13 protein-coding genes are annotated in these 25,453 nt (G+C 36.5%); 1 reads left to right on the top strand and 12 read right to left on the bottom strand.

Annotated features, from left to right (window positions below; genetic code table 11):
- Window positions 1-2: 2 nt before the first annotated feature.
- Window positions 3-1,388, bottom strand: coding sequence for an alpha-L-fucosidase (locus B0E44_RS17665; protein ID WP_077378451.1), 1,386 nt, complete (start codon window positions 1,386-1,388; stop codon window positions 3-5).
- Between the two features lie 405 nt (window positions 1,389-1,793).
- On the opposite strand from B0E44_RS17665, the gene B0E44_RS17660 reads away from it, so the two are divergent.
- The gene (locus B0E44_RS17660) at window positions 1,794-2,696 is read left to right on the top strand and encodes an AraC family transcriptional regulator (protein WP_077378448.1); all 903 of its coding nucleotides are present in this window, start codon (window positions 1,794-1,796) and stop codon (window positions 2,694-2,696) included.
- Window positions 2,697-2,889: 193 nt separating this feature from the next.
- On the opposite strand, the gene B0E44_RS17655 is transcribed toward B0E44_RS17660, so the two are convergent.
- From B0E44_RS17655 to B0E44_RS17605, 11 genes are all read right to left on the bottom strand, one after another.
- Window positions 2,890-4,818, bottom strand: coding sequence for a RagB/SusD family nutrient uptake outer membrane protein (locus B0E44_RS17655; RefSeq protein WP_077378538.1), 1,929 nt, complete (start codon window positions 4,816-4,818; stop codon window positions 2,890-2,892).
- A gap of 14 nt (window positions 4,819-4,832) precedes the next feature.
- Window positions 4,833-8,075: a TonB-dependent receptor gene (locus tag B0E44_RS17650; RefSeq protein WP_077378445.1), complete on the bottom strand. Its 3,243-nt coding sequence runs from the start codon at window positions 8,073-8,075 to the stop codon at window positions 4,833-4,835.
- A gap of 925 nt (window positions 8,076-9,000) precedes the next feature.
- Window positions 9,001-11,250, bottom strand: a complete 2,250-nt coding sequence (locus tag B0E44_RS17645; RefSeq protein ID WP_077378442.1) for a DUF4838 domain-containing protein — start codon at window positions 11,248-11,250, stop codon at window positions 9,001-9,003.
- A gap of 222 nt (window positions 11,251-11,472) precedes the next feature.
- Complete coding sequence (locus B0E44_RS17640) at window positions 11,473-12,765, bottom strand: GH36-type glycosyl hydrolase domain-containing protein (RefSeq protein WP_077378439.1); 1,293 nt, start codon at window positions 12,763-12,765, stop codon at window positions 11,473-11,475.
- Window positions 12,766-12,780: 15 nt separating this feature from the next.
- Entirely contained in the window at window positions 12,781-15,162 is a 2,382-nt protein-coding gene (locus B0E44_RS17635) for a GH92 family glycosyl hydrolase (protein ID WP_077378436.1), read from the bottom strand.
- Between the two features lie 63 nt (window positions 15,163-15,225).
- Window positions 15,226-18,573 (bottom strand): glycoside hydrolase, encoded by a 3,348-nt coding sequence (locus B0E44_RS17630; RefSeq protein ID WP_077378434.1) that lies wholly within the window; start codon window positions 18,571-18,573, stop codon window positions 15,226-15,228.
- A 15-nt stretch (window positions 18,574-18,588) separates the two neighbouring features.
- The gene (locus B0E44_RS17625) at window positions 18,589-19,557 is read right to left on the bottom strand and encodes a phytanoyl-CoA dioxygenase family protein (RefSeq protein WP_077378431.1); all 969 of its coding nucleotides are present in this window, start codon (window positions 19,555-19,557) and stop codon (window positions 18,589-18,591) included.
- 27 nt (window positions 19,558-19,584) lie between these two features.
- Window positions 19,585-20,400 carry a sugar phosphate isomerase/epimerase gene (locus B0E44_RS17620; RefSeq protein WP_077378428.1) on the bottom strand — a complete coding sequence of 272 codons (816 nt, stop codon included), beginning with the start codon at window positions 20,398-20,400 and terminating at the stop codon, window positions 19,585-19,587.
- A 9-nt stretch (window positions 20,401-20,409) separates the two neighbouring features.
- Window positions 20,410-21,864, bottom strand: coding sequence for a sugar porter family MFS transporter (locus tag B0E44_RS17615; protein WP_217341319.1), 1,455 nt, complete (start codon window positions 21,862-21,864; stop codon window positions 20,410-20,412).
- 101 nt (window positions 21,865-21,965) lie between these two features.
- Window positions 21,966-24,632 carry an ROK family protein gene (locus B0E44_RS17610; RefSeq protein WP_077378425.1) on the bottom strand — a complete coding sequence of 889 codons (2,667 nt, stop codon included), beginning with the start codon at window positions 24,630-24,632 and terminating at the stop codon, window positions 21,966-21,968.
- Between the two features lie 3 nt (window positions 24,633-24,635).
- Window positions 24,636-25,376, bottom strand: a complete 741-nt coding sequence (locus B0E44_RS17605) for a GntR family transcriptional regulator (protein ID WP_077378532.1) — start codon at window positions 25,374-25,376, stop codon at window positions 24,636-24,638.
- Between the last annotated feature and the right edge of the window lie 77 nt (window positions 25,377-25,453).

The following is a 25,453-nucleotide window of genomic DNA, read 5'->3' as shown; positions in this document are numbered from 1 at the left end:
GGTTAATTATTTATAATAGTTAATTTTTCGGCATTTTTATCCAGTTCCAAAACAATCACTGAACTTACCGCATCAGGCAGAACTTTTGGCAAATTAATCAATACACCAAAATCCTTATTTTGGATAAAAGACACTGTCTCACCATTAAGGAAATGTGCTTTCATGATTTTTGCATCCACCAAAGCCGGTAGTATAAACTTATCAACATTTCTTTCAAAAATGTGCAGATAGATTAAATTTCCTTTACGGGTTGTTGCATACACATTATTCGGTTTAAAAGGTCCTCCCTTGGTTCCATAAATAGTCGTTCCATATTTAGTCAACCAGGTTCCCATTTCATTAAGGCGCTCAATTTGTCTGGTTTCTATTCGGCCATCCATCATCGGGCCGACATTAAACAGTAAGTTTCCGTTACCGCCTGCCGTTTTTACCAAAGTCTGAACACATTCCTTCAAGCTTTTCATTTTGTCATTGGGTTTCCATGCCCATTGATTGCAAATCGTAATACAGCTTTCCCATTGATCATTCATATTCAACTCACCTACCTTTTGCTCTGGTGTCAAATAATCTCCCACAGATTCTGATGAAAATGAAGTATGTTCACCTTTCCCTAATCTGTTATTTACGATTACATCCTTATCTAGACTTTTGATATATTGATAAAGTTCTTTCCCAGATTCTAGCTTCCATTGCTTTTCCCAATTACCGTCAAACCATAACATATAAGGGTTATAACGGGTTATTACTTCTTTCAATTCATTTTTCATTGTCAAGACAAAACGCTCTATATTCCCTGGTTGGTCTTTTGTATAATTTGGATCATGCCAATCGGCAACAGTAAAATAAATGCAAAATGCCAGTCCTTGCTTTTTACAGGCTATTGACAACTCTTCGACTATATCTCTCTTGAAAGGAGAATTCATAATATTATAATCTGAAAAAGCCGTTGGCCAAAGACAAAATCCATCATGGTGCTTTGCCGTAATCACAAGGTATTTCATTCCAGCATCCTTTGCGATTTTCACCCACTCATCAGCATTGAAAAGCAGTGGATTAAACTCTTTGTACAAATTATCATATTCTATTGTTGGCACTTCTTTGCCACGGCTCCAACCAATTTCTGTGCCGCGAAGACTCACCGGTCCAAAATGAACAAACATTCCAAAACGCTTATCCATGAAGTCCTCAATCACCCTTTTTGGAGTTTTAATGCCTGCGCCCAACTGCTGAGTACCCCCCGTACTCAACTGTTGAGCATTTACAGACAAACAACCTATCAAAACAAAAAAAACTGAGAAAACTAATTTCATTAAACAATTCGAAGCCGCATTCTTATAATCACAAACACCTAAGTGGTATATCTTTATATGCGCCAAAACATTTTTCATTTATCATAATTTTGAATGAATTATTGGTAACAAATTTATCTTTAACTTATCTTAAAATGAATAGTCTATTCAACTATTATAATGGACAATCTTATTATTAATGATTAAAAAGGAAAAAATAAATCGCAATATCCTTAAATTTTTGATCTTATGGGGTCTTTTAAACAAAACAAGAGTTCCTGCTATTCATTCTGTTACTATTCCGAAGTGGAGTATTTGATATACATACTGCATTCATCTATAAGCAGAACCAAAAATAATAGACTGCAAACCAGACGATTATTTTTACAAAAACATATGAAGAATCAATTTTTGCAATAATTTATAAATGCTTTTAAAATTACCCTAAAAGAAAATAAAATTGTATTTTAGCGTTAAATGCTTTTTTTATACATCCAAAACAACATGAAAACTTTTAAGCAGCGTGACGGGTTTCAAGGGGAAAAATTAATATCATTACCTGATAACATTTGGCAAAAAGCCATAAAAGAAAATCCGGTATTGAGTCACTTATATATAACCCATATTGGCTATTTTCCAAAGGCAGCTTATCATTTCAGAAAACGAAAAAACGGATGTACCGACAATATTCTTTTTTATTGCTTGCGCGGGAAAGGATGGTACACCATTAAAGATAAACGTTTTGAAGTTGGCCCAAATCAATTTTTCATAATTCCCGCAACCAAAGAGTTCTTAAGTTATGGTGCAGATGAAAATGATCCATGGACAATATATTGGATTCATTTCAGCGGTAATGACATGGAAACATTTAACAAAAGCTTTAATATTGGCCATTTTGATGGTCCACAGCAAATTACTTTTAACGAAAAAGGAATCGAATTATGGGAAATAATGTACCAAAATCTGGAAATGGGTTATGGTAAAGAAAACATTACCAAAGCAAATCTATGTCTGTATCATTTTGTTTCTTCCTTTTTATATCCCGATGTAAACAGCAATGAAAAAAAACAGGACGAAAAGGACTCGATAAACAATACCATCTTATTTATGAGAAGTAAATTGGCCGAAAAACTCACTTTGGAAGATTTAGCTCAGATGAATAATTTGTCTCCCTCTCATTTCTCCTTACTTTTCAAAAAAAGTACCGGTATGTCGCCATTGGATTATTTTATACATTTAAAATTGCAACAGGCATGTCTACAATTGTTAACCTCCGAGGTTAAAATCAAGAACATTGCCGCTGATTTGGGGTATGACGATCCGTATTATTTTTCGAGACTATTCAAAAAATACATGAATATGTCACCTCTACAATATCGTTTTTCCCCTCCTTCAAAATCATCCTGATTTGTTGTCCAAAAAGATTTTTTTTATGTTTCTCTTTTTAAATTTCTCAAAAAAAAATAAGGTTTTAAACTTCTAAAGATTCCCAAAATTAATTTCATAAAAAAACTCCTGTCCAAAGCATAATTAACAATGCTTCAAACAGGAGGTTTTTTTTCATGATAGTAAATTAAACTACAATCAAATTTCTATACGATTACCAACCTGGATTTTGTGTAATGTTTGGATTAAGTACAATTTGATTTGTTGGAATCCATTCCAAATAATACTTATCTAGCCATCCTTTTCCAATTTTGGTTGGATTGTCAAAACGTTTTACATAACCCGCTGTTGTTGCAGCTGTAAAATCTCTATTTACCAATGGAAGCGCTGTAGCATTAGTCCATTTTGCATTTGTTACTGCTGTAGGGTTACCGTTAGCATCTAAATTCTTATAGTTGGCTCTTGTAACATAAACACCAAGCAAAGGTTTGTTCATATACCAAGGTCCTTTTTTCCAACGACGAATATCCTGAAATCCAAAACCATGTCCCATCAACTCTGATTGACGTTCACGACGAATTTCCCACAATACTGGATCAACGGTTTGATCACGCGCAGTATCCCATCCCGCATTAATGTTAGCAACCACCATATTGGCCACACCTGCTCTTGGTCTCAATTTATTGATAGTAATATCAGCAATAGCCTGAGTGAACTGACCTCTTTCAAAACTAGCCTCAGCCAAGTTAAGTAATGTTTCTTCTATCCAGAATAAAGGTTTATCAGTAACCTGACCAGCATCCATATCATCAAAAGTATTATAGTGTTTCCACAAAGTATATCCGCTATATGAACCTATTTGAGGAAATCCTACATCAATAATATTTGGTGAATTATAAGTTCCTGAAGACCCATCTAACCAAAGTGAAGGTACACGTTTTGTAGAACCAGGGAATGCCGCTTTCAATACATCATTGAATTCCATTTTGTCAGGCACATTAGCATCAACATAATACCCTACAGTATTATAAACTTTAGGAATTGCTTCACTATAATCTGGACCTATTTTACCGCCAACAATTTTAGCCTTAAGACTAAATGGAGGAACAACTGTTGCTAGTAAACGATAGTCACGATTACGAAATTCTTTGAACATACTTTGATCCCCTTGATAAACAGTTGAGGTTGAAACTGGTCTACCATCTTTACAAAGGTAATTTTCCACTGTCCATTTAGGCATGTCATAACTCAATGCAGCCGATCTTTCATAACGATTACTGTTATGTGTAATAACACCCGGAACAAATTCTTTGTACAATATAATACCTGGGTATGTTTTCAATTCCAATGAATTCTCCAAAGCATCATAGTTAGGAGATATCGTTGTGAATTTATTTGCCAATAACTGAGATACACGAATACACTCATCCAAATATTTATCAGCATCTCCAAGTGTATGGTATTTTCTCCAAGTCCCTTCAAAAAGAAAGAAACGGGACATTAAAGCGCGAACTACATCTGTGTTGATTGTATTGGCTCCGTCACCTGTAGTCTTGATATGTGTTTCAGCCCATTTTAAATCGTCAAACAAGTGATCAGCCACTTCTTTACGAGGTGTACGTGCTCCGTAAATGATATCAGTATCACTTTCTTCAACAACCTTATCAACCCAAGGCACATCACCGAAACGGGAAATCAACTCATAATAGGAATAGGCACGGAAAAATAATCCTACCGAGCGGTAATGGTCTTTATCTACCTGTGACATTTGACTTCCGTCAATGTTCTGAAGCATTAAATTGCAACGTTTTATATCCGAAAAAACCCAGCCGTTTCCTGTAGATCCAGTCGCTTTCAATTGAGTACGCATTTGGTTACCGTCAACTGTCTTATTTCTCCATCCCAGATATCCACCTAGAAAATCACCATTATAGGTATCTAGATTACCATCCAAGTTACGATAGAAATTCCCACTGGTAAATATGCCATAATATCCCCAACTAAAAGTCTTAAAGTTATCTGCCGTTACAAAGGCTGTTTTTTCAGAAAGTGAATCTTTTGGATATTTCTCCAAATAATCGTCATTACAGCTCGCTAAAGCCAGCGTTGCAACGATTCCTAATAAATATTTTTTTATTTTCATAGTTTTTTTCATTATTAAAATGTCATATTTAGACCAAATGATGTAGTTGTGTAGTAAGGATAACCCCAGCCCAAACTCTCTGGATCTCTGCCTTTTTCAAGATGTGACCAAGTATATGGATTTTCTATTGAGCTAAAAAGTTTGATTGAAGTAAATCCTACCTTATTTACTAATTGGGAAGGCAAATTGTATCCTAAAGTTACGTTTCTCAAACGCAAATAGGAAGCATCAACCAAATATTTATCCTGAACACGAATATTACTACCTCTATTATTATTATCATTATAGATACGAGGGTACTTTGCATTTGGATTTATTGGTTGCCAATTTCCATTAGCTGCATCAATCGGCTGCCAATAATCCAATTGATGAGAATAAACAGTAGCAGTATTATTAGCCATTGGGAATGCTAATTCATCAGCTACCCAAGCATCGCGTTTTCCTACACCATTCATTATGAAAGAAAAATCAAATCCAGCATAACTTACCCCACCATTGATACCATAAGAATAACGGGCAGTACTGTTACCGATGATTTCTCTATCTCCTGGATCATCAACTGTATTTACCCCTGCATCAATTTGATTCGGAATTGAAGTCCCATTATCGGCTAAGTTTTTAAATTTCACATCTCCTGGACGTACTCCAGTTGACCTGATAGAAGTAACACCATCATTAAGTGTCCATGTTGTTGTATCTTTAAAATCTTCAACTGTATAAAAACCATCATTTTTGTATCCCCATATTTCACCTAATTTTTGACCAACATAATAAGATGTATTGTTACCAGATCCATCAATCGTCAACAAACGAGAAGCGTTATTATATTTGGTAATTTCGGCTTGTGAATCATAAGCATTAACTCCAATATAATATCTTACACTTCCTATTTTGTCTCTCCAACTCACAGCAGCTTCCCAACCTTTGTTTTCTAAATCAGCCGCATTTTGAAGTGGTGCTGCCGCGCCCACCACTGCTGGAAATTCCATACCCGGAGCTAACATTCCTGAAGTTTCACGGATATAGTAAGACCCTGAAATATTCAAACGTCTATTAAACATTGCCAAATCAAGTCCAACTTCTGAAGTTTCAACTGTTTCCCAAGTAAAATCCTCACGAACTAAAGGAGGCATACCAAGTGTTGCAGGCTGAGTTGTTCCCACAATCCAAGGTGCTCTACTTGCGTCCATTTTTGGAGAATATCCATAAGCCGCAATATTTTGATTTCCAATTCTTCCCCAAGAACCACGGAATTTAAATTCGTTTAACCAATTATTACTCCAGTCCATAAAATTTTCATTGGCCACTTGCCATCCTGCAGAAACAGAAGGAAAATATCCAAATCTAGTTTCTTTTGGAAACTTTGAAGAACCATCGTAACGGCCATTAGTTTCTAAAAGGTATTTATCCTTATAATCGTAAGTTACTCTGTAAAAACTGCTTCGAGATGTAAAATCAACAAATGAATCATCAGCAAGAATTTCACCAACCGAACCACTGATAGAAGGTAAATCAGCATTAATAATTTCTTTACGATTTACATTTAGATCTTCAGTATAACTTCTGTCTTGAGAAAAACCCTGTAAGATTTTAAATCTATGGTCTCCACTAGGACTAGTGAAACTGTACGATGCAAAGGCATTGAAATTTGTCAGCGAATTATTCCCTTTAGTATTTGAATATGTTGGAGTAGCAACCGAAGGGGACATATTTCTATTTATCTCGACCATATTGGTACTTCTGGTAAATGTTTTATCATCTCTCACATAATCATCCTGTCCATATTCAATAACACCCTCAAAACCTTTAAAAGGAGTCATAACAGTTCTAGAGAAAAAACGAGTGTTTTTTCTAATATTCACAGTTGGTTCTCCATACAAAATAAAATTTTCGGGAGTATTAACAGGATATAAGTTTGAATCACCAGCTATTTTACTCATCATTGTACCAACAGGATAATATCTCTGTCTAGGAGTATAAATATTCCCATAACCAACCAATGATTTCTCCGAAGTATTGTATTTAAAATCAAGGGAAGTATTCAACCATTTAGCTAAATCAGCACTTACATAAGATCCAATATTTATTCTTTGGTATTTATCCTTATCGGTAATAAGCGGTCCATCATTCCAAACTGTTCCCAATGACATACGATAGGTGATTTTTTCGCTACCTCCATTAGCCGAAAAGTTATGAGTATTTTGATAACCATGATCTTCAAATATTGCATTCTGAGGATCATTGTCTTTTAGAAAATAATATTTACCGTCTGGCGCCAAATATCTTCCGTCTTCAGGGTAATTTTGTGGATTAACCTCAAAGTCTTTAGCGTATCCAACCCATTTATTATAATCCTGACCTTCAGGACCTGCAGTTGTAGCGGTACTACTCCAATTGGCATACGTTTGCAAAATATCTGGAACCGAAGCCTGTTCCACTTGATTGATTGGTTCTGTAAACGCAAAATTATTGTTGTAATTAAATGTTGTTTTGGTATTCTTCTTTCCTTTTTTGGTAGTTACAAGAATTACTCCAAATGCTGCTTTGGCACCATAAATAGCTGTCGAAGCAGCATCTTTAAGAACCGAAACCGACTCAACATCCTCTGGATTTAATGCATTAATATCCCCAACAGCATTGTCTATCAATACCAGTGGCCCTCCACCATTAATAGACGTTGTACCACGAATATTAAAAGTGGCTGCTGCTCCAGGTGTTGCTGGATTAGTAATAGTAAGCCCCGGAACCGCACCCTGAAGTGCAGCTGCAACAGTAGTAACAGGACGATCTCCTAAAACTTCATCCATTTTAATCTGCGTAACCGAACCAGTCAAGTTAGCTTTCTTTTGAGTACCAAACCCCACAACCACCACCTCATGAAGCGCCGATTCGGTTTCTTTCATAGTGGTATTAATCACTTTACGATCTGCCACTTTTGCAAAAGTGGTCTCCATACCCAAATAAGTAAATTCCAAAGTGGCATTTGAATCTACATCTTTCAAAGTATATTTACCATCTAAATCTGTTATGGCTTCTCCTTTAGCTCCCTGTACATGTACAGTAACTCCAGGAATTGGTAACCCCATCGCATCCGACACTTTCCCGGACACAACAATTTTGTCTTGGGCAAACGACAATAATGTAAATAAAAACATTATTGCCGTCAAAAACATTTTTTTACCCAGCTTTGCATATCCATCAACCATAGAAGATTGATCCTGGATTGTGCAATAGTGATCAGTGCATTTTTTTTTCATACAAATAATAATTAGTTCTAGTTTTTGGAAATAAAATATTTAAAAATCTTGATTTGCCCGAAACAAACCATCATCATAAATTCAATCTTTAATCATAGGCCGTTTTTTAAAAACCATTTGGCGTTGTTAAATAATTCAAACAACGTACCAAAAAGACTCACATTTGTTACTATATACCAAATAAATATCAAATCCAGAATTCATCTTTCTTGCAGCTGTTAACGAAATCGTAATATCTATTAATATTTAACAAACATATTTCATGCCTTACTTAAAAAAAATAGTGTATTTAATTATTATGATGGACTATATTACTATTATTAAAATAAATAATAAAACTATTTTATTCACAAAAAAACACTATCCATTCGCTTTAATACAAAAAAAGTTTTTCCAAATCACTATTGATTACCGACCCAATAATAGAATTATTAGTAATTAATAGGTTTGTTTTAAAAAATTGACAACTAAACATTAGAAAAAAAATAGTATTATAATAAAATTATTAATCTCAATAAAGGATAAATTAAAAAATAACTTACGATTCACCGAAGCTAACTCAAAAGAATTCAATTCTGAATTTTAGTACAAAATGCTTTTTTATTAATTTATTATAACATGTAAAATGCAAAATAGATATTACAGATCTCAAGGTAAAAAACAAGCAACAGCAACTAGATCTACAAATAATACCTTCAAACTGATTTTAACTTACGAAATAGAAACAAAGAAGAAATTTGCACACAACAAAACGCCCTAGAAAAAAGGAGTTAATTTTTTCTAGGGCGAAATGAGCAAAAGCTATAAATTTTGTATTACTGTATGAAAAAGTAAATCATCAAATCATCAAAAATTGGAGTTATCAAAATAATATTTTCTGATTTCCTCTTGATAGTTGATACACGCCTAGATGCTTCAAAAAGAACTATCGCACTACAATTTCATCTATAAACACCCACGATTTTGATCCTGCAGAAGGATGCCATTCCGGTAACAGTTTCGTTCCTTTTATTTCAAATCTTACATAGCGAATCTCTTTTTGTGGCGCTTTAAAAGCAAAAACTTTATTTACTTCTGCTTTTTCCTGATTACCTTCGGTCAATTCATTGCCTACCTCTGTAAAATCTTTTCCATCTTCTGAAACCAGACAACGAATACCAGCAGAATGAAGAATCCAGCTTTTGGCATCCCAAAGCGAACTTATTTCAATTGTTTTTGCCTGAACTGTTTTCTCCAAATCGAGCGTTAAACTAAAATCGGTTCCGTTCCAACCCAACCAATGTACTTTGTAATTACTGTCTCCTCTCACTCCATTGGTCAGATAAGCCAAATCACCTTTGCTGTATTGAGGTGACGAAGACTCGCTTGAGATTATTTTTTTCTTAAAAGAAAAATTTCCTTTCACCTGCACATCAATAAATCGTTTGGTGCTTTCGTAATACGATTTGGGAGTCAGCCCCGATTCATTCAAATGATCTACATTGGCCTGCTGACAAACCGAATAGAAATCTTCAATCATTTGCACTTTTTCAGGAATCACGATGTACTCTCCGTTTTTCTCCGAATACCAACCTCGTGGTCCGAACATATCATTTTTTCCGATTTCCATAATGGCAAACTGCAACGGCAATCGCGCCACTTTCACATGTAATAACTGAGTGGCATCACTCTTGGCAGCCTTCTCGGCGTTATCAAAGAAGGCATTATATTCATTGATATTGGCCTGTGACAAAAAAGTGTTCTGATGACTTGTCGGATGCCCGTAAATATCAAGTCCGTCACCGCTTTTCTTCAATTCACTTTCCAATTTTTCAATATATTTTTTAATCCAAGGAGCTGCTTTACCGTAATAACCGTTCAAAAATTCGCCCGTAATTTGAGCCACATTAGCATCTGGATTCCACAACAAACGGGAAAGCAAATAGACTTTCAGCTCAGAGAATTCAGAACCCACCGAAGCATTGGCTTGCTGAAAATGGGCAGAAACATGATTCTTTACAAAAAACTGAATGTTCGGTTGCAACACGTGTAGATTAGGAAAAGGACTCACTGAATTGGCAAAATCGATATTGTAATCCCACAAATAAATATGATTACAGATTTTCCCCCATTCAATGATATCATTCTTAAACGATTCGCTTCCTTTATCTTCTTCAATTGACTTGCTTCGATTCAATTCGATTGTACACAACATCACCTGAACATTTTTGGCAGGTTTTGTAACGATTGGCGCTTTTCGAGAATATTCATAAGCCAAAGTCGAGATGATTTTATCAGGAAATTGTTCGGCCACTTCATTTACAAAACGGATAATTGGTCCTGAAGGACTTCCTTCCTCGGCGATAATCTTATTACATTTTTCACATTGGCAATACGAAAAATTATCATTCTGGCTCACCGACCAATATTCCTCATTCGGCTGAAGCGCCATTTCTTTTTTCAGTTTATCGATAGTCAGTTTTAAAACTTCGGGATTCGACAAACACAACTGATCGATATTTCTTCTGCCATTCATTTCAGAAAAATATTCCGGATTGGTTTTAAAATATTCCTTCCACGGAACCAATTTCTCAAAAGTGTGCACATAATACCCTTTTGCAAAAATTTCATCAACGGTATTGAGTCGGTTCCAATCCAAAAACTCTTGCCCCACTTTATCAACGATATAAACAATACGGCAATCATTTTTTGGTTCGTCCTTCAAATCAATCTCAGGCAAATTGATGCTTTTTGTAGAAGGAATTACTGAATATGTTGAACTATAATAACGACAGCCCATATATTTTTCAAGCAATGTTACAACTCCATAAATACACCCTTTTTTGTTTCCTCCTTCAATATAAACTGCATCATTTTTCGTCTTTATCGAAAATCCATCAGGATTCTTAATTGCCTTTGAAACATTGATGTAAATTGCTTTTTTCCCTTTACCCAATTGGCTTGAAATGGGAGGTTCATAACCCGAAATTTTGAAAATATGCTTTTGCAAAAGCAAAGCTGCTTGTTTTTCTGACTCATTTTCCTTGGCTGAAATTACAATAACATAATCGCTCTTGCCATTTGCCACAAGCGGAATTGACTTACCATAAGAATTAAACTGAAAACTCGTCAGTAGCAAAAAGAGCAAAATTTTGAAACCGGCTGCGTCTATTAATTGGTTTATACTTTTTTTCATATATGTAAAATTTATTTATCAGAGGTCATATATGTTATCGCCTTTATATTTATTGGTGTTTATCTCACAACAGTTCAATTTCATCGGAATTCGATGATTATTCAATTGCTTACGAAAACTTGTTGTTATTGGCGATTTCATTTGGTTTTTGATTAGTTGATATGAAAACAAAAAAGATGAAGTTGATTAACGTTAAAACCAACTTCATCCCTTTCAATTCTTTTATTTATTCAGATTTTCAAACATCACGATAGCAGTATATAAAACTCCCGCTTCTCCTCTGAAAGTCCCCGAACCTCTAGGCTCATTTTTTATCGAATACCATTCGAAGAAACCATTGTTGTCTTTCACACGTTTCAGCATCGGTTGTATTTCTCTGTAAGCTTCTTCAACATAACCGTACTTGATTAATTGTTGAATTGTTCTGCCTCCAAACCAAGTCCAGTCACCTCCATTTTGGTAACTGTACACCGGATTCATGATTTTGTTCACGAAATAACCGTTAGGATAAGGAGGATAAAGCGTCAAACCTATAGATGGTGCTCCCGCTTCTTTTACTCTTTTTACCATTTCGTCCAATGAGGTTTTTACTTCTGCCTTGCTCAACAATCCCGCTTCCATTGCCACAGTTGTTCCTCCAAAATAGAAAATATTATTTTCGTCAAAATCGGCAGGGAATGGCGATCCGTTCAAATACAAGTGCGGAATGAACTTTTGTCTTTTGGCATCCCAAAGATACGTACGGCAGTTTTTGGCCACTTGCATTTTGATTTTACCCCATTTCGTTTTAGTTGCAGGAATTATTTCAATCATATTGTCCAAGGCCATGACAAACATTGCGTTATCATAAATATCACAAGCTACGTGTGTGTTCCCGTCAACATCAACTCCGTAACCCGGCTCCGGTTGTACATCGCCCCAGTCGGCTGTGGTTGCACCTGTAATTAGTCCGTATTTTTTGGTGTATCGGTGTTGCATGAGGAAATCCATTGACCATTCCAACCTTTTAGCAACGGTTTTATCTCCAACTTTTTCATTCAAAATTGATGTATCACCGGTCAATTTAATGTATTTATAAACCGCTTGCACCAATGATGTTTCTTGATCCGTTTCTACGGTATTCTTATGGGCAGCGTATCTTGGTTCTAATTTTGAATAAGAAAAATCAGTTTCACCCGCTCCAATTTTTTCTTTAGGTGTATAACCGTCAATAATGTTCCCATCCTCACCCTGCATTCTAAAAAACACCAAAAGATTTTCTTTTATATCTTCCTTTTTAGTGACTTGTGCCGCCAATTCGATAAAAGTATTATAATCGCGAATCCATACTTCACGGTAACCATCACCTGCATTAACCCCAGTTTTCATCACTTCCAAAGCCTTGTTTTTCACAAAAGGCATATAGGAATCGTTTTTTATTTTCTCCGACAATTTTTTATCAATTTCCGTTTTTTGTTGGGCCGAAACTGTCAGTGTAAATGCTAAAGCCAGTACTGACGAAAATATATTTTTCATTCTATCAAATTTGAATTATTTACTTGTGCTCATCGATGGCGGTGGTGTTTTCACTCCCCATTTGGTATTAGGATTGGCTCCCATATCAAAAATCAAGATTCCACCATCCGTTAGTTTTTTGCGGTAAATCCAGGCATTATCCTCATTTTCACCATTGAAAGATGCCGATTGAATATACCTGTTTTTCTTCGAATTGTTTTTGGTTTCAATCACCAATTCTTCGCCTTTATAATATTTTTCATCCAGTTTAATCGTTACTTTATCAAATAATGGACTTCCGAATTGGAACGTTGGATTCATGGCTGCATGTCCCTGAACATCAAACAATCCTATAGAAGCCATAACATACCAAGCTCCTAATTGTCCTTGATCTTCATCCTGACCAAATCCATAACCGTGAAGCGGTTCAGCCCCGTAAAATTCGTCACAAATCGTGCGCGACCATTTTTGCGTCAGCCAAGGTTTTCCAGAATAATTAAACAAGAAAGAATGGTGCAAACAAGGCTGGTTTCCATGATTGTACAGTTTTTCCAATCCAGAGAAACTGTCTATTCCTTTTCCACCTCCGAAAGTAGATTTTTGGCTTTCATTAAATGTCGTTTCCAAACGTTTGTTAAACAAATCCAACCCCAGAATTTTGATTAATCCCGCTGGATCTTGTGGCACATACCAAGTATATTGATAACCGTTGGCCTCTTGAAAACCTCTCCAAGCCTGCATTGGGTCGAAGTTTTCTATAAATTTACCGTCTTCGTATCGTGGACGAATGAATTTGGTTTCCGGATCGAATATGTTTTTCCAATTACCGGCCTGTTTCATCAGTTTTTCATAATCTGCTTTTTTGCCCAAAGCTTTCGCAAATTGAGAAACGCCATAAGAAGTATAGGCAAATTCAAGAGTATGCGATGCACCAAAATTAAATTTCCATCCATTTGACAGAACAGTATCCTTCGAAGGTATATACCCATTTTTCACAAAATAAGCCAAATCATATTTTCCTGAACCGAACGGTCGATTGCTATATCCCGTTTCGTTTTTATAGGCAATGTTATACGCTTCCTCCACATTAAAATCGCGGATACCGCTATTATAAGTCGATGCAATCATCAAACCGAAACAGTTCGTTTGTACACCATTGGAATGTGCACCTGCAGCCACACCATCGTGTAACCAACCTGTTTCTTTTGCAAAATCAATATTCGATTGAATGTATTCACTCAAATAATCAGGGTAAGCCAATGCCCAAAGTTGACCCAAATTCCAAAATCCTCCCCAAATTCCATCCGTATTGTAGTGATTGTATTTTGGTTTTCCTTTTTCGTCCAAAGGAATATGTCCAATCTTGCCATCATGTCTTGGGTAACTTCCGTCCACGTCGCTTGCCAATCCACGACCCAAAAGAGCATGGTACAAACCAGTATAGAATTTTACTTTGTTGATGCTGTCTTTGGTTTCAACTTTGATTCGTCCTAATTTTTCATTCCATTTTTCGTGAGCTGTTGCTTTAACCGCATCAAAAGTCTGACCTTCTGCTTCGGTTTTCAGATTCAGTTTTGCATTTTCAATACTTGTGTAAGATAGTCCCACCTGCATTTCTACAACTTCACCTTTTTTAGTCGAGAAATTCACATACATTCCGTTTCCAATTCCTTTGGTTGAAGCCTGGTTGTTAAAAGTTTTGTCTTCCACAAAAGAACCGTAAGATTCTGGTGTTTTGTTCATCTGAATCACAAAATACATTTTAACGCGTTTTTCAGGATCACAGAATTTCAAATACTCAGGATACGTTTCTATTGTTCCTTCCAAACTATTTTTGCCTGAAAGTTTCATAGTAGCTTCAGTCACTCCACTGCTTTCCCCCTGACGGTGTCCAATATCGAAAATAATACGCGATGCTGTAGATTCCGGGAAAGTGTATCGGTGAAAACCAACTCTTTCGGTAGCCGTCAACTCGGCTTTGATTCCGTATTCTTTCAGGAAAACCGAATAATAACCGGGCTCAGCATGTTCGTCCTGTTTGTCAAAAACAGATCGATAACCCGTTTCCGGTTTTTCCAAAGTTCCAGGTATGGTTTGCAATTTCCCAGTTACCGGCATAGCCACCAATCCTCCGATTTGGAATTCATGAAAATGCCCAAAACCTTCAATCGAGTTGTGACGGTCATCATAGCCACAAGGTTCCCAGCTTCCGATGCTTCCGTAAGCATTGGTGTGTGGAGCTAATTTGGCCATACCAAAAGGAACAGAAGCCGGGGTGTAAAAAAACCAACGCCCATGTACCGAACCAATTTGCGGATCAACCAAAGATGCAGGATTGAAATCATCTTTTTTCTTCGAACAGGAAAAAATTGAGATCACCATTGCGAACAGCAATACTATTTTTGAAATTGTTTTCATACTTCTTTTTGTTCTAATTAAGATTTCTTTATTAAAGCTTTTATTTAAGCTCTTGAATACTTTTTACATCTTCAATAAAAACTCCGAAACGCCACTTCCTACCATTCTAATTTCTGATGAATTTGATTTTTCGCCTCCGGTATTCACATCGATAATGGATTTTGGAGTTAACGATTTCCATACAAATGTGGTTTGTTGTGCCGATTGTTCTGGATTAAACAAACGCATCAATATTGTACCGTCTTCATTTGGTGTTAAACTAGTCACCACAATTTTTGTGTTAGTCAATTCAAAAAGGTTGGAAGGCAATTTCACATCTTCTTTAATCGTCATTGCAATCAAAGGTTGTGTAAACTCAGAAGCTTCTTTTTCCATTTCGGTATCATTTACTGTTGCGTGTGGACGGAGCGCATATTTGAAGTTTACAATTCCTTCCTGATCTGCCTTATAATTGGTGTGCCAATAATTGTTCATTACATAACTGAACCAAGTGGCAGTTGGTTTCTCCGATTTTTTCCACTCCTTATGGTTAGGGACAACCTCTCTTCTTTCATCAATGATACTGTTAGGTTCCACCAAAGGCGACTCCAACAACATCCACTGAATTCCTTTATCTCCGGCAGAAACATCCACCCATCTTCTTCCGTATAGGTAATCCATATTTGATCCCGCCAATTGATCTTTCAAAAATTCCATTGATCCGTAACCGGCATCAAGAGTCGTTTTGGTAAACTGTGAATTGAATGGATATCCAAAGTGAACGCCTTCTTTAGTTCGGATGGCTTTTTTGTCCAAAATATTCTGAATCAATACTTCATCGCTTCCGCTGTAAAGCGAAATAATACGCTCCAATTTATTGGCTCCGGGAGCATCAGAAGTAATCGAAACTGCAGTCATAACAGGTCCTTTTTCGATAATTTTTATCTGAACATTTCCGTTGGTTTGTGCTTCTTCAGGATTCAAGCCCGGCACATACCAATAACTGTTTAAACCTTGTTTGTTGAAATCCCCGGCATAGTTAAAATCCGAAACGGTTTTCAAATTCGTAATACTTCCATTGTTTTTGTCCCAGCTAAATTCAATTTTCCCGTTTGATAGCGAGTTTTCGCCCAAAACAAATTTGCTGGACAAAGCAGAAGCTTCTTTATTCGTAATTTCATATGTCGCGTTTCCAAAAGCGGGTATATCTTTGGCTATGAAAGCATATTTTCCATTGCTCAATTTCTGCAATGGTAAAATATTTCCGTTGGCATCTTTCACCGATTTTCCTTCAACAGCCGTTTCAATAATTACCAATCCAGTTCTTTTCCAAGAAGAAGTATTGAAAACCGCAATTTTTTTAGATTGTAAATTGTTCACGGTTTCAAACAAGTTTTTCTCCAACGCATTAATCTGTGTGTCGGCATCAAGCATAAACTGCTTTTTTATACGCCATTGTTCTGTTACAAAAGGAAGATCTGGTTCGGTTGTACTATTATGGGCTCCCCAGGTATGCTCATGAAACATGATGATATTTCTCCACGCTTCATAGAAATTTTGTTGATCGTATTTCTTAGGATTCAACATCGTGTAAAGTGTGCTCAATTGTTGTAGACGCAAACTGTTTACCCTATTTTTTCCTTCTTCTTCAGCTGTTGACATTGCACCGTCTTCCCAATAAGGTGTCAAATCTCCTTTTACCGTTGGGATTTTATCACCGTACTTTTTCTCAAAAGTTTCAAACATTTTCTCTGTAGTGTTCAAAATCAGTTTTGGAGATGCATATTTTTCATTCCATTTTTTTACAAAATCAGAAGCATTAGGCTCAATCGCCGCATTATCAGCTATAATGTTAAAACGCCATTGCACCATGTCATAAGGATAATTATTTGCCGTCAATTCATTCAAATAGTCTGCAATTTTCTTAGATCCTCTTTCAAAAATCACTCCTGGTTGCATACCATGCCAAGACGAATACCCTTTGGCACCAGCCCAAAACAACACTTTTTCCTGTCCCGAAGGTGATGTCCACCAAACGGGTTTGTCTCCCCAATTTTTCAGGAAATGACCCGCTCTATCCCCCATATATGGATGATCCAATCCCATAAAATTGGAACCGATAGAGAAATATTTTACGCCTCCTTTTGAAAGTGCCGTAACGGTTGACCACGCAAAGCCCGGTACATCCGAAATCATTGCACTATTGATTTTAAATCCAAATTCTTTACGCAATTTGACTGCATAATCCGTGTAATGAAACATCTCTTCCGCCTGACTCATACCAGTAAGCATGTTCACATACAAAGCCGAAAGAAAAATATCTCCATTTTTTACAGCCGCAACAAACTTCTCTTTTTTTGCAGGACTCGCTTCTTTCAAATAATTTTCAACAACCCAGATAGACTCGACATTCCATTTGAATTTTGCTCCTTCTGGATATGATTTTGTTTTTTCAATCATATCGAGTGCATCATCAATATTTTTATTGTGAATTTTCACAACCTCAGGCTGTACATGGGAATAACCTATATCGGTATGCGAATGGTGTAACAAATGAAACTCTCTGTACATAACCGGTTTAACAACAAAATAGTCGTCAATATAAACTTTACTGCCAACAGTTGCCTGCACTTTTACTTTTTCCTCTTTAGTCACAGCTGCTACTGGAACGTCAAAAGTATTCATTCCATCTTTCACAGTATAAGTATGATTTTCTTTGTCATTGATTTTCACCTTTACGGTTTCTTCTTTTCCGAAATGCAAAACAGTAAGGGCAAGAGATTGTGTACCATTTTTCAAAAGAAAAGGCGTAGGAACGATTTTTACATTTTCTTCAAATGCAAATTTGAAAGTCATGAACCAATCATTGCTGTTTTGTTTCTGACCAACAATTTTGATATGAACGGCCTGTCCAACTTTTACTTTGCTAACAGGAAGACGCAAGAAAGCATATCCCTGTGAGTCATTCGCTCCATCAAGTTTTGTTTGTTGAAATGCCAATGCCGATCCATCCTCCGCTTTAAAAACCCAATTCGGATTTTTATTTTTTGGCACAGTTGTAAAAGTCAGAACCTTTTTGCCATCAACATACAAATCGAAATTTCTGTCACCACTACTCGTTCCCGTTGAATGTCCTGCTACCCAGCCGAAATAAACATACTCGCCTTTAACAACTTTTGGTACGGAAGCTGTTTCCCACTCAATCGCCTTATTCCCATCCGTATTTCTGGTCAAAAGCGCCACTGTTGCATAATCCTGAAAAGCGGAATTATAGCTAATATTTTCACCGCTGATTTCCTTAGAAAAACCATTTATCCAATTGATTTTTCCAAAAAATGGAACTTCATTCTGGGCAAATGCATCCTGTATCAGAAAAACCAACAATATGAAGAAACAATTTTTTGAAGCTGAAACAAATTTATTTAAAAACATAACTCTCTTTTTATATTAGTGTCTATCATACAACTCTTTATAATCTACTTTAGGAATACTATTTCCGAAAGCTTCCAACTCTTTATCACCGTCAAATAAAAGCGGGAAAAAGTTACCATCTAATACCTGATCCTGTGGCATTTCAGGAAAAGTATGCAAAGCATCAAGTCGATAATAACCCTCTGTATTTCCTAACGTATCACAACTCATTGTATTTATGACAGTCGCCCTTCTTGGACGTTCCGAAGTATTGGCATAAGAACCATGCATAGTAAGTGGATGGTGAAAACTGGCATATCCTTTTGGCAACTCATTCGCCACTCTTTTATCAAATGCCTCCAATTGCTCTTCATTCAAAACTGTTTTTACAGCCTCCATATCACCCGTTAACCCAGTTATAGGAAGCAATCCCCATTTATGGCTTCCCGGAACAAAATAAAGACAGCCATTTTCTGTGTTAGCATCATCCAAACCAATCCAGCACGTAAGATGATGCATCGGTTTTGTAAATGTCCAATAGGAATAATCCTGATGCCATGCCACTACTCCGCCGTGTTTAGCGGGTTTGCAAAACAATTGGTCATGAAAAATTCTGAAGGATTGTCCCAACAATTGATAAGCAGCCATACGAAATGCAGGCGCCCATAATAAATCATGGAATCCGGGAGTTAAACGCCAAGCTCCGATGGCATGAAAAAGAACTTTGCTTGGATCTTCGGATTCATTGCTTTCGTAGTGATAAAATATTTTTTTATCCTCTTCATTTACTGATTGCAATTTTACAAGTTCACTGTTGAGTAAATCGACCTGTTCTTCTGTCAAAATTTTAATCCCTTTAACAAATCCCTCTTTTTTGAAAGAAGCAATCTGTTCCTCGGTCAGCATGTATTGCTTCCATTCCTCCGCCGTTTTTGGCTGAACAAACATATTGGCTATAGGGTGATTATAATCGGCTAAATCTTTAGATAGATGTATGTTTTCCATAATTATATTTTTTAAGCTTAAAAGCAATTATTTACTATATCTTTCTTTCAACAACTGCATCATATGAACATTGATATCCCATTGACTGGCTATCGGCATGTTTGTAAAAGGCAAATGGACCATATAAGGTGCTGGACCAAATTCAGTGGTAATGGTTAACACTTCTTTTTTAGTATCCTGATAGTCTTTTACAATTGCATCCCACCATTTTAAATGGGCATCCAATTCGGTTTTAAATTCCGGCAAGCGTGGATCAATTACCTGTGCACTCTGAGAATGCCCCACCCTTGAGTGGAGATGTTCGACTTTTTCACAAGCCAAAGCCAAAGCCTCTTCCTGATCTTCGAGCAAACTTTCGGCCACATTACACCAATGTGAAAAATCGGCTGTTATTTTTAAATCGGGTAGCTTTTGCAAAAAATCATATGCTATATGTGCCGCAAACAGTGCTTTATTACGGTGTGTTTCGTGACAAATTGGAATACCTGTTACCGAGCTTATTCTATTTGCGATAGCAAACAATTCTGCATTCTGTTCAAAACTGAAATAATCTTTTCCTGTTTGTGCATTTATTTTTTCAGGCTGAGCCGAAGCGAGTATATGCAACTCCTTGGCGTAATTGATTTTGTGCTCCTCAAAATCTTTTTCAAACGATTGATAATATTGACCAATTAACTTTAAGTCATTATTTTTCAAAGCTTTTAAAATTATCTTTTGTTCTTCAAGAGATTCAGGCATAGGAGCTTCAATCCCATCATATCCAGCTTGTTTCACCTTTTGGCAAAATTGCTCCCAATTGATATTTTCTGAGCCCCATCGCGGATAATAAAATTGTAATTTCATGATTTGCGTCTATTCGATTTCTTCCAAAATTTCCATTTTCTTAGCGGACAAATCCTTTGCTACATTCAAATCAGAATTCCATTCTTTCTCAATTTCTTCCAAGCTTTTTCCTTTGGTTTCAAACAATTTCTTTTTTGCATATAAAAAAGAAAGAACACAAAAGAAAGAGAAAATAAAAAATGTAGTCGCTATTCCAAATCCATCTCGCATCACTGGAAATAACAAATTCACTACATAGTCCGAAACCCACATGGTCATAATACAGACAGATAAAGCTGTACCTCTGATATGCGTTGGAAAAATTTCTGTTGAGATGACAAATTTTAAAGGTCCAAGAGAAAAAGCAAAAAACAAAAGGAATAGGATAATGCTAAACAACATGAACCAACCTGTTATATTCATCATAAAACAAAAGCCTGTCAATGCCAATGCAAAAGCGGCACAAAGTGAGCCTACAATGTATAATGGTCTGCGTCCCCAAGTATCCACTTTTGAAATGGCGATGAAAGTGAAAAGCACATTGGCCGCCCCCAATATCACCTGATAAAACAACGCATCACTGGTAACAATTCCAGCCGATTTTAAAATGGTGGGACCGTAAAAAATAACTCCATTGATACCACTAAACTGTGACAAAGCAGTAAGTACCATTGCTAAAACCAATAATTTACGTAAGGGCAAATGAAGTAATTCTTTAAATCCCCCTGATTTTTGACTGGTCATTTCTTTAATGGAAGCCAACTCCAAACGAGCCGTTTCTTCCCCATTTATTTTAGTGAGAATATCAAAGGCATCTTTATCTTTTCCGTACTGCACTAACCAGCGTGGACTTTCGGGAACAATCAGTAATAACAAACAAAATGCTGCTGCAGGAATCACACCTACAATAAACATTCCTCTCCAAACATTTTCAACAAATAGCCAATGCATCAAACCGCTACCTTCTCCTGCATTCGCGGTAGCATATTTTTGTAAAAATAAATTACTGATATAAGCCGCCAAAACTCCAACAGTTATGGCAAGCTGATAAAAAACCACCAACTTTCCACGTTTTTGCGAAGGCGCCACTTCAGAAATATAAAGTGGGGAAACATTCGAAGCCACACCCACAGCCATACCAGCAAGTATGCGGAAGAAAATCAATACGGAATATTCCTCTGAAAAAGCAAAACCAACAGCACTGATCAAAAACAATACGGCAGAAACAAACAATACTTTTCTTCTTCCAATTTTATCACTGAGGTATCCCGAAAAGGCGACACCCACAATGCACCCCAATAAAGCACAGGACACGAATAAACCTTCTTGCCCTGATGACAATCCGTATTGCAATTTCAATGGTTCAATAATTCCGCTTACTACAGCCATATCAAAACCGAATAAAAAACCTCCTAAGGCCGCAATAAGCGTTATGAGAGATATAAAATAATTTGTTCCTTTTCTTTCCATAATAATTTGGTTCAATCAATTAAGATTTTGGTTTAAACGTTAATGCAAATCGTTTTTCTCATTCGCCCGAGGCAAAAGAGTGGTATATATTTTTGTTATTTGGTTCTTAGACCGTTTTAACACCAGCTGTCTTTTACATACGAAACAACCACAAATGCTTTTTTGTCTCCTTTGTAATTGATTTTGTATTTTGGAACGTTTGCTGGAATCACAAAAGTTTCGGCATATTTGAATGTTTGGCTATTATCGCCCACGGACACTTCTGCAATGTCGCCCTCAACTAGCATACAAATATGACATTGTCCTAATGTTTCAATTTCGATTTCGCCTGTAAATTCATAACGGTCAACAGCATAAAAATGTTCTTCATGAGTCGGTAAACTCATTTTTAGACCGTTCGAAAATTCTTGAACAACCTTTGGTTTTGAAATGAATTCATTTGTGACCCTTTCCCCTTTTCTGTCGAAATAAACATTGTTTAATCCGTGTTCAACGTTTATAGGACGCGGTTTCCCGTCTAATCCGGGGCGAACCCAATCGTACATTTTGAAAGTAAAAATATAAGGTGTGCTGCTGATTTCAAGAACCATATTATTGATTCCCGAAGCGTGAATCGTTCCGTTTGGAATCAAATACAATTCATGTTTTTGGGCTTTAATTTTTTGTACATATTTTTCAATATCAATTGGTTCCGCTGTTTTCTGGGATTCCAGTAAAGCGTTTTCAAATTCTTCGGAATTAATATCTTCCGTAAAGCCTAGATACACGTTGGCATCCTCTGTACAATCCAATATATAATAGGTTTCATCTTGCGTAAAGGCTTCCCCGAAATGCTCTTTAATGTAATCCGGACGCGGATGGCATTGCACCGAAAGATTTCCTCCATCGAAAGTATCCAGATAGTCAAAGCGAATCGGGAAATTATTTCCGAAACGATCAGCCGCTTTTCCTAATACTTTTTTGTTGTCCTGAAACATTAAAAAATCGAAAGAAACTTCCAATAAATGATTATTTCCTTCCAAAACGATTCCGTTTTCCGGTGTTATTAATTCAAAAGACCAAGCATAATTAACTTCGTCCTGATTCAAATCACCAATCTTATTTTTCATCCAATGACCGCCCCAAACCCCAGCTTCAAACCAAGGACGGGCACGCAACGGACTTTCCAGCATCGTATTCAATGCACTTCTGAAGTCACTTCCTTCCATCCATGTAATTTCATCAATCCGTTGTTCATCGACAATCAGATCGATTTTTGGCAACAAACCTTCTTTGTGTGCGTTCAAAACCGGCCATTCGATAAAATACATTCGCTTGTAAATTTGAGAATACGCTAAAGTATCACTACAACCAATGTTTTTGGTCGAACAGGCTCTCATTCGGTATTGAATTTCGTTTTTTGGAACATCTACATAAATCAGTTTTCCTTTCCAATTCGCCAAAGAGGCTCCCGTACCGTAAACGATGCAAACATCGGCAGTTGTGTCCGGTTGCAACAAATTCAGCTTTTCAGCATCAAAGAAATCCGAAAGTTCTCCCGAATATCTTTTTCCGAAAACCAAGTCATCACCATTCATATTTGGCTTAATCATTTCGTCAATTTCTGCAGAAGATTTCAAGCAGGAATCGATATCGTACCAAAGCACATTTATCTTTTTTTCGGTCAAAGCCGAATTCAAATGGTTTTTAAAATTTTCCCAAAGAACGCCGCCAAATCCGTCAATAACAACCGTTTTTTGTTTGGCAATAGCATTCGCCAAGGATTTAAAACCTACAAAAATTTCTGAATCCGTCTTAAAAGAAGGGAAAACATTATATTCGGAATTGTTTTTTACAACCGCATTAATGGGTAATAAAGGTTGTGTGGTTTTTCTTTTGGACTGTAACTCTTTTTCCATCTGTATTTTATTTTTTTTATCTGCAATAATTGTTGCCCCTCTCAGAATACTTTGTTCAGCATCATCACAGAAAACTATATTTAATTTAATTGTCAATGAATTCAATTTTTCTTCCAAAGCTGATAAAAACAAGGCGCTGGCTTTCGAAATATTTCCGCCGATGACAAGTTCATCACATCCGAATTTTTCAAACCATGGGAAAAGAAAAGTTCCCATATTGGCACCAAATTTTCTAAAAACAGCGTTGGAATCCTCCGTATTTAACCCCGCAATAGCTTTTACCGAGTCGATAGTAACGCCTGATAGTCGTTTATATTCGTTCAAAATCCAACGGGTAGAAAAACACTCATCGGCAATCGTCCCGAGAAAAGATTTATCATAAAACACTCCATTTTCCGGTACTTCAGGATGATTTTTTATTAAATTTCCATCGACCATAAATGCAGAACCAAAACCGGTTCCCAAAGTCAGGAAAACCGTCCTTTTGCTTTTCAACTGATGACGAAAATAAGCCCCCTCGGCAAAGCAATCTGCATCATTGGCAAATACAAAAGGGATCGCATCCAAACCTGTAAAATTTTTCAGTGCTTGCTGAATATGAACACCAAAAGTTGGTTCGAATTTTCCGCCTACTCCCTTAATTTCACTCACGCCTTTATCATAATTGAAAGGACCAGGAAAAGCAATTCCTACTGCATCAACAGCAAGTTTGTTACTTAAAACTTCGGTTATACAGTTCCCAATTGTCGAAATAATAGCCATTGGACTATCTTTTGCATTGATTTCTTTTCTCAATACTAATTGCTCTTCCTTTCTAACAACATTGTGTTCGATAACACTTATAGTGACATGGCTTCCACCAACATCAACTCCTACTTTTTTCATTTACTAAATGGTGCGTTTTATTTCTATAGTATAGGTAAACCAATCGTTTCGGTAATAACAAATATTGTATTCAATTGGCTTTCTGGCCGTGTCGAGAACCACACGTTTTCTTTCTAGAACTGGCTGATCCTTCTCAATTTTCAAAGTGCTGGCGATTCTTTTACTTGCAGCGATTGCTTTGAGTTCTTCCTGAGAATATACAGGAACCACATTGTATTTATTACCAAGAATCTCATACAATGGAATTTCAAAGTTTTCATCAATCGAAAGACCAATTCGAGGATGAAAATAGGATTCGAAATACACCATTGGGCTATCATCAATACTACGGGTGCGCTGCAAAAGCAAGACTTCATCGCCTTCATTAATTTGCAAATGTTTAGCAACTTTCGCACTGGCCGGAACCATTTCTACATTCACCGAAAGATTTTTAAATTCTAATCCCATATCTTCCATCTCGTGAGTAAAACTCATCCAATTATTCAGATTGGTCGTGATTCTGTTTTGGGAAACCCGTGTCCCAGAACCTTTCTTTCGCACCAAGAGGTTTTCATTTACCAAAATAGCAATTGCCTGACGTAATGTATTACGGGAAATCCCCCAACGTTTGGCCAAATCAACTTCTTTTGGAAATAATTCTCCATCTTTAAAATCGGGATGCTTGATCAGTTCACGCAATAATTCTTCCACTTGTTTGTGCAACGGAATTTTACTGTCGTGATCCAATAACGGTATTTTGTTCATATGTTCATACATATTGCAAAAATAGCTTTTTTATTCAATCAAAAAAACTATTTAACAAAAAATACAAGTAACTGATT

It is taken from the genome of Flavobacterium sp. A45 (assembly GCF_002001005.1).
GTDB lineage: Bacteria > Bacteroidota > Bacteroidia > Flavobacteriales > Flavobacteriaceae > Flavobacterium.
Note: the sequence above shows the minus strand (reverse complement) of the source record. Positions and strands in the feature narration are given on the sequence as shown.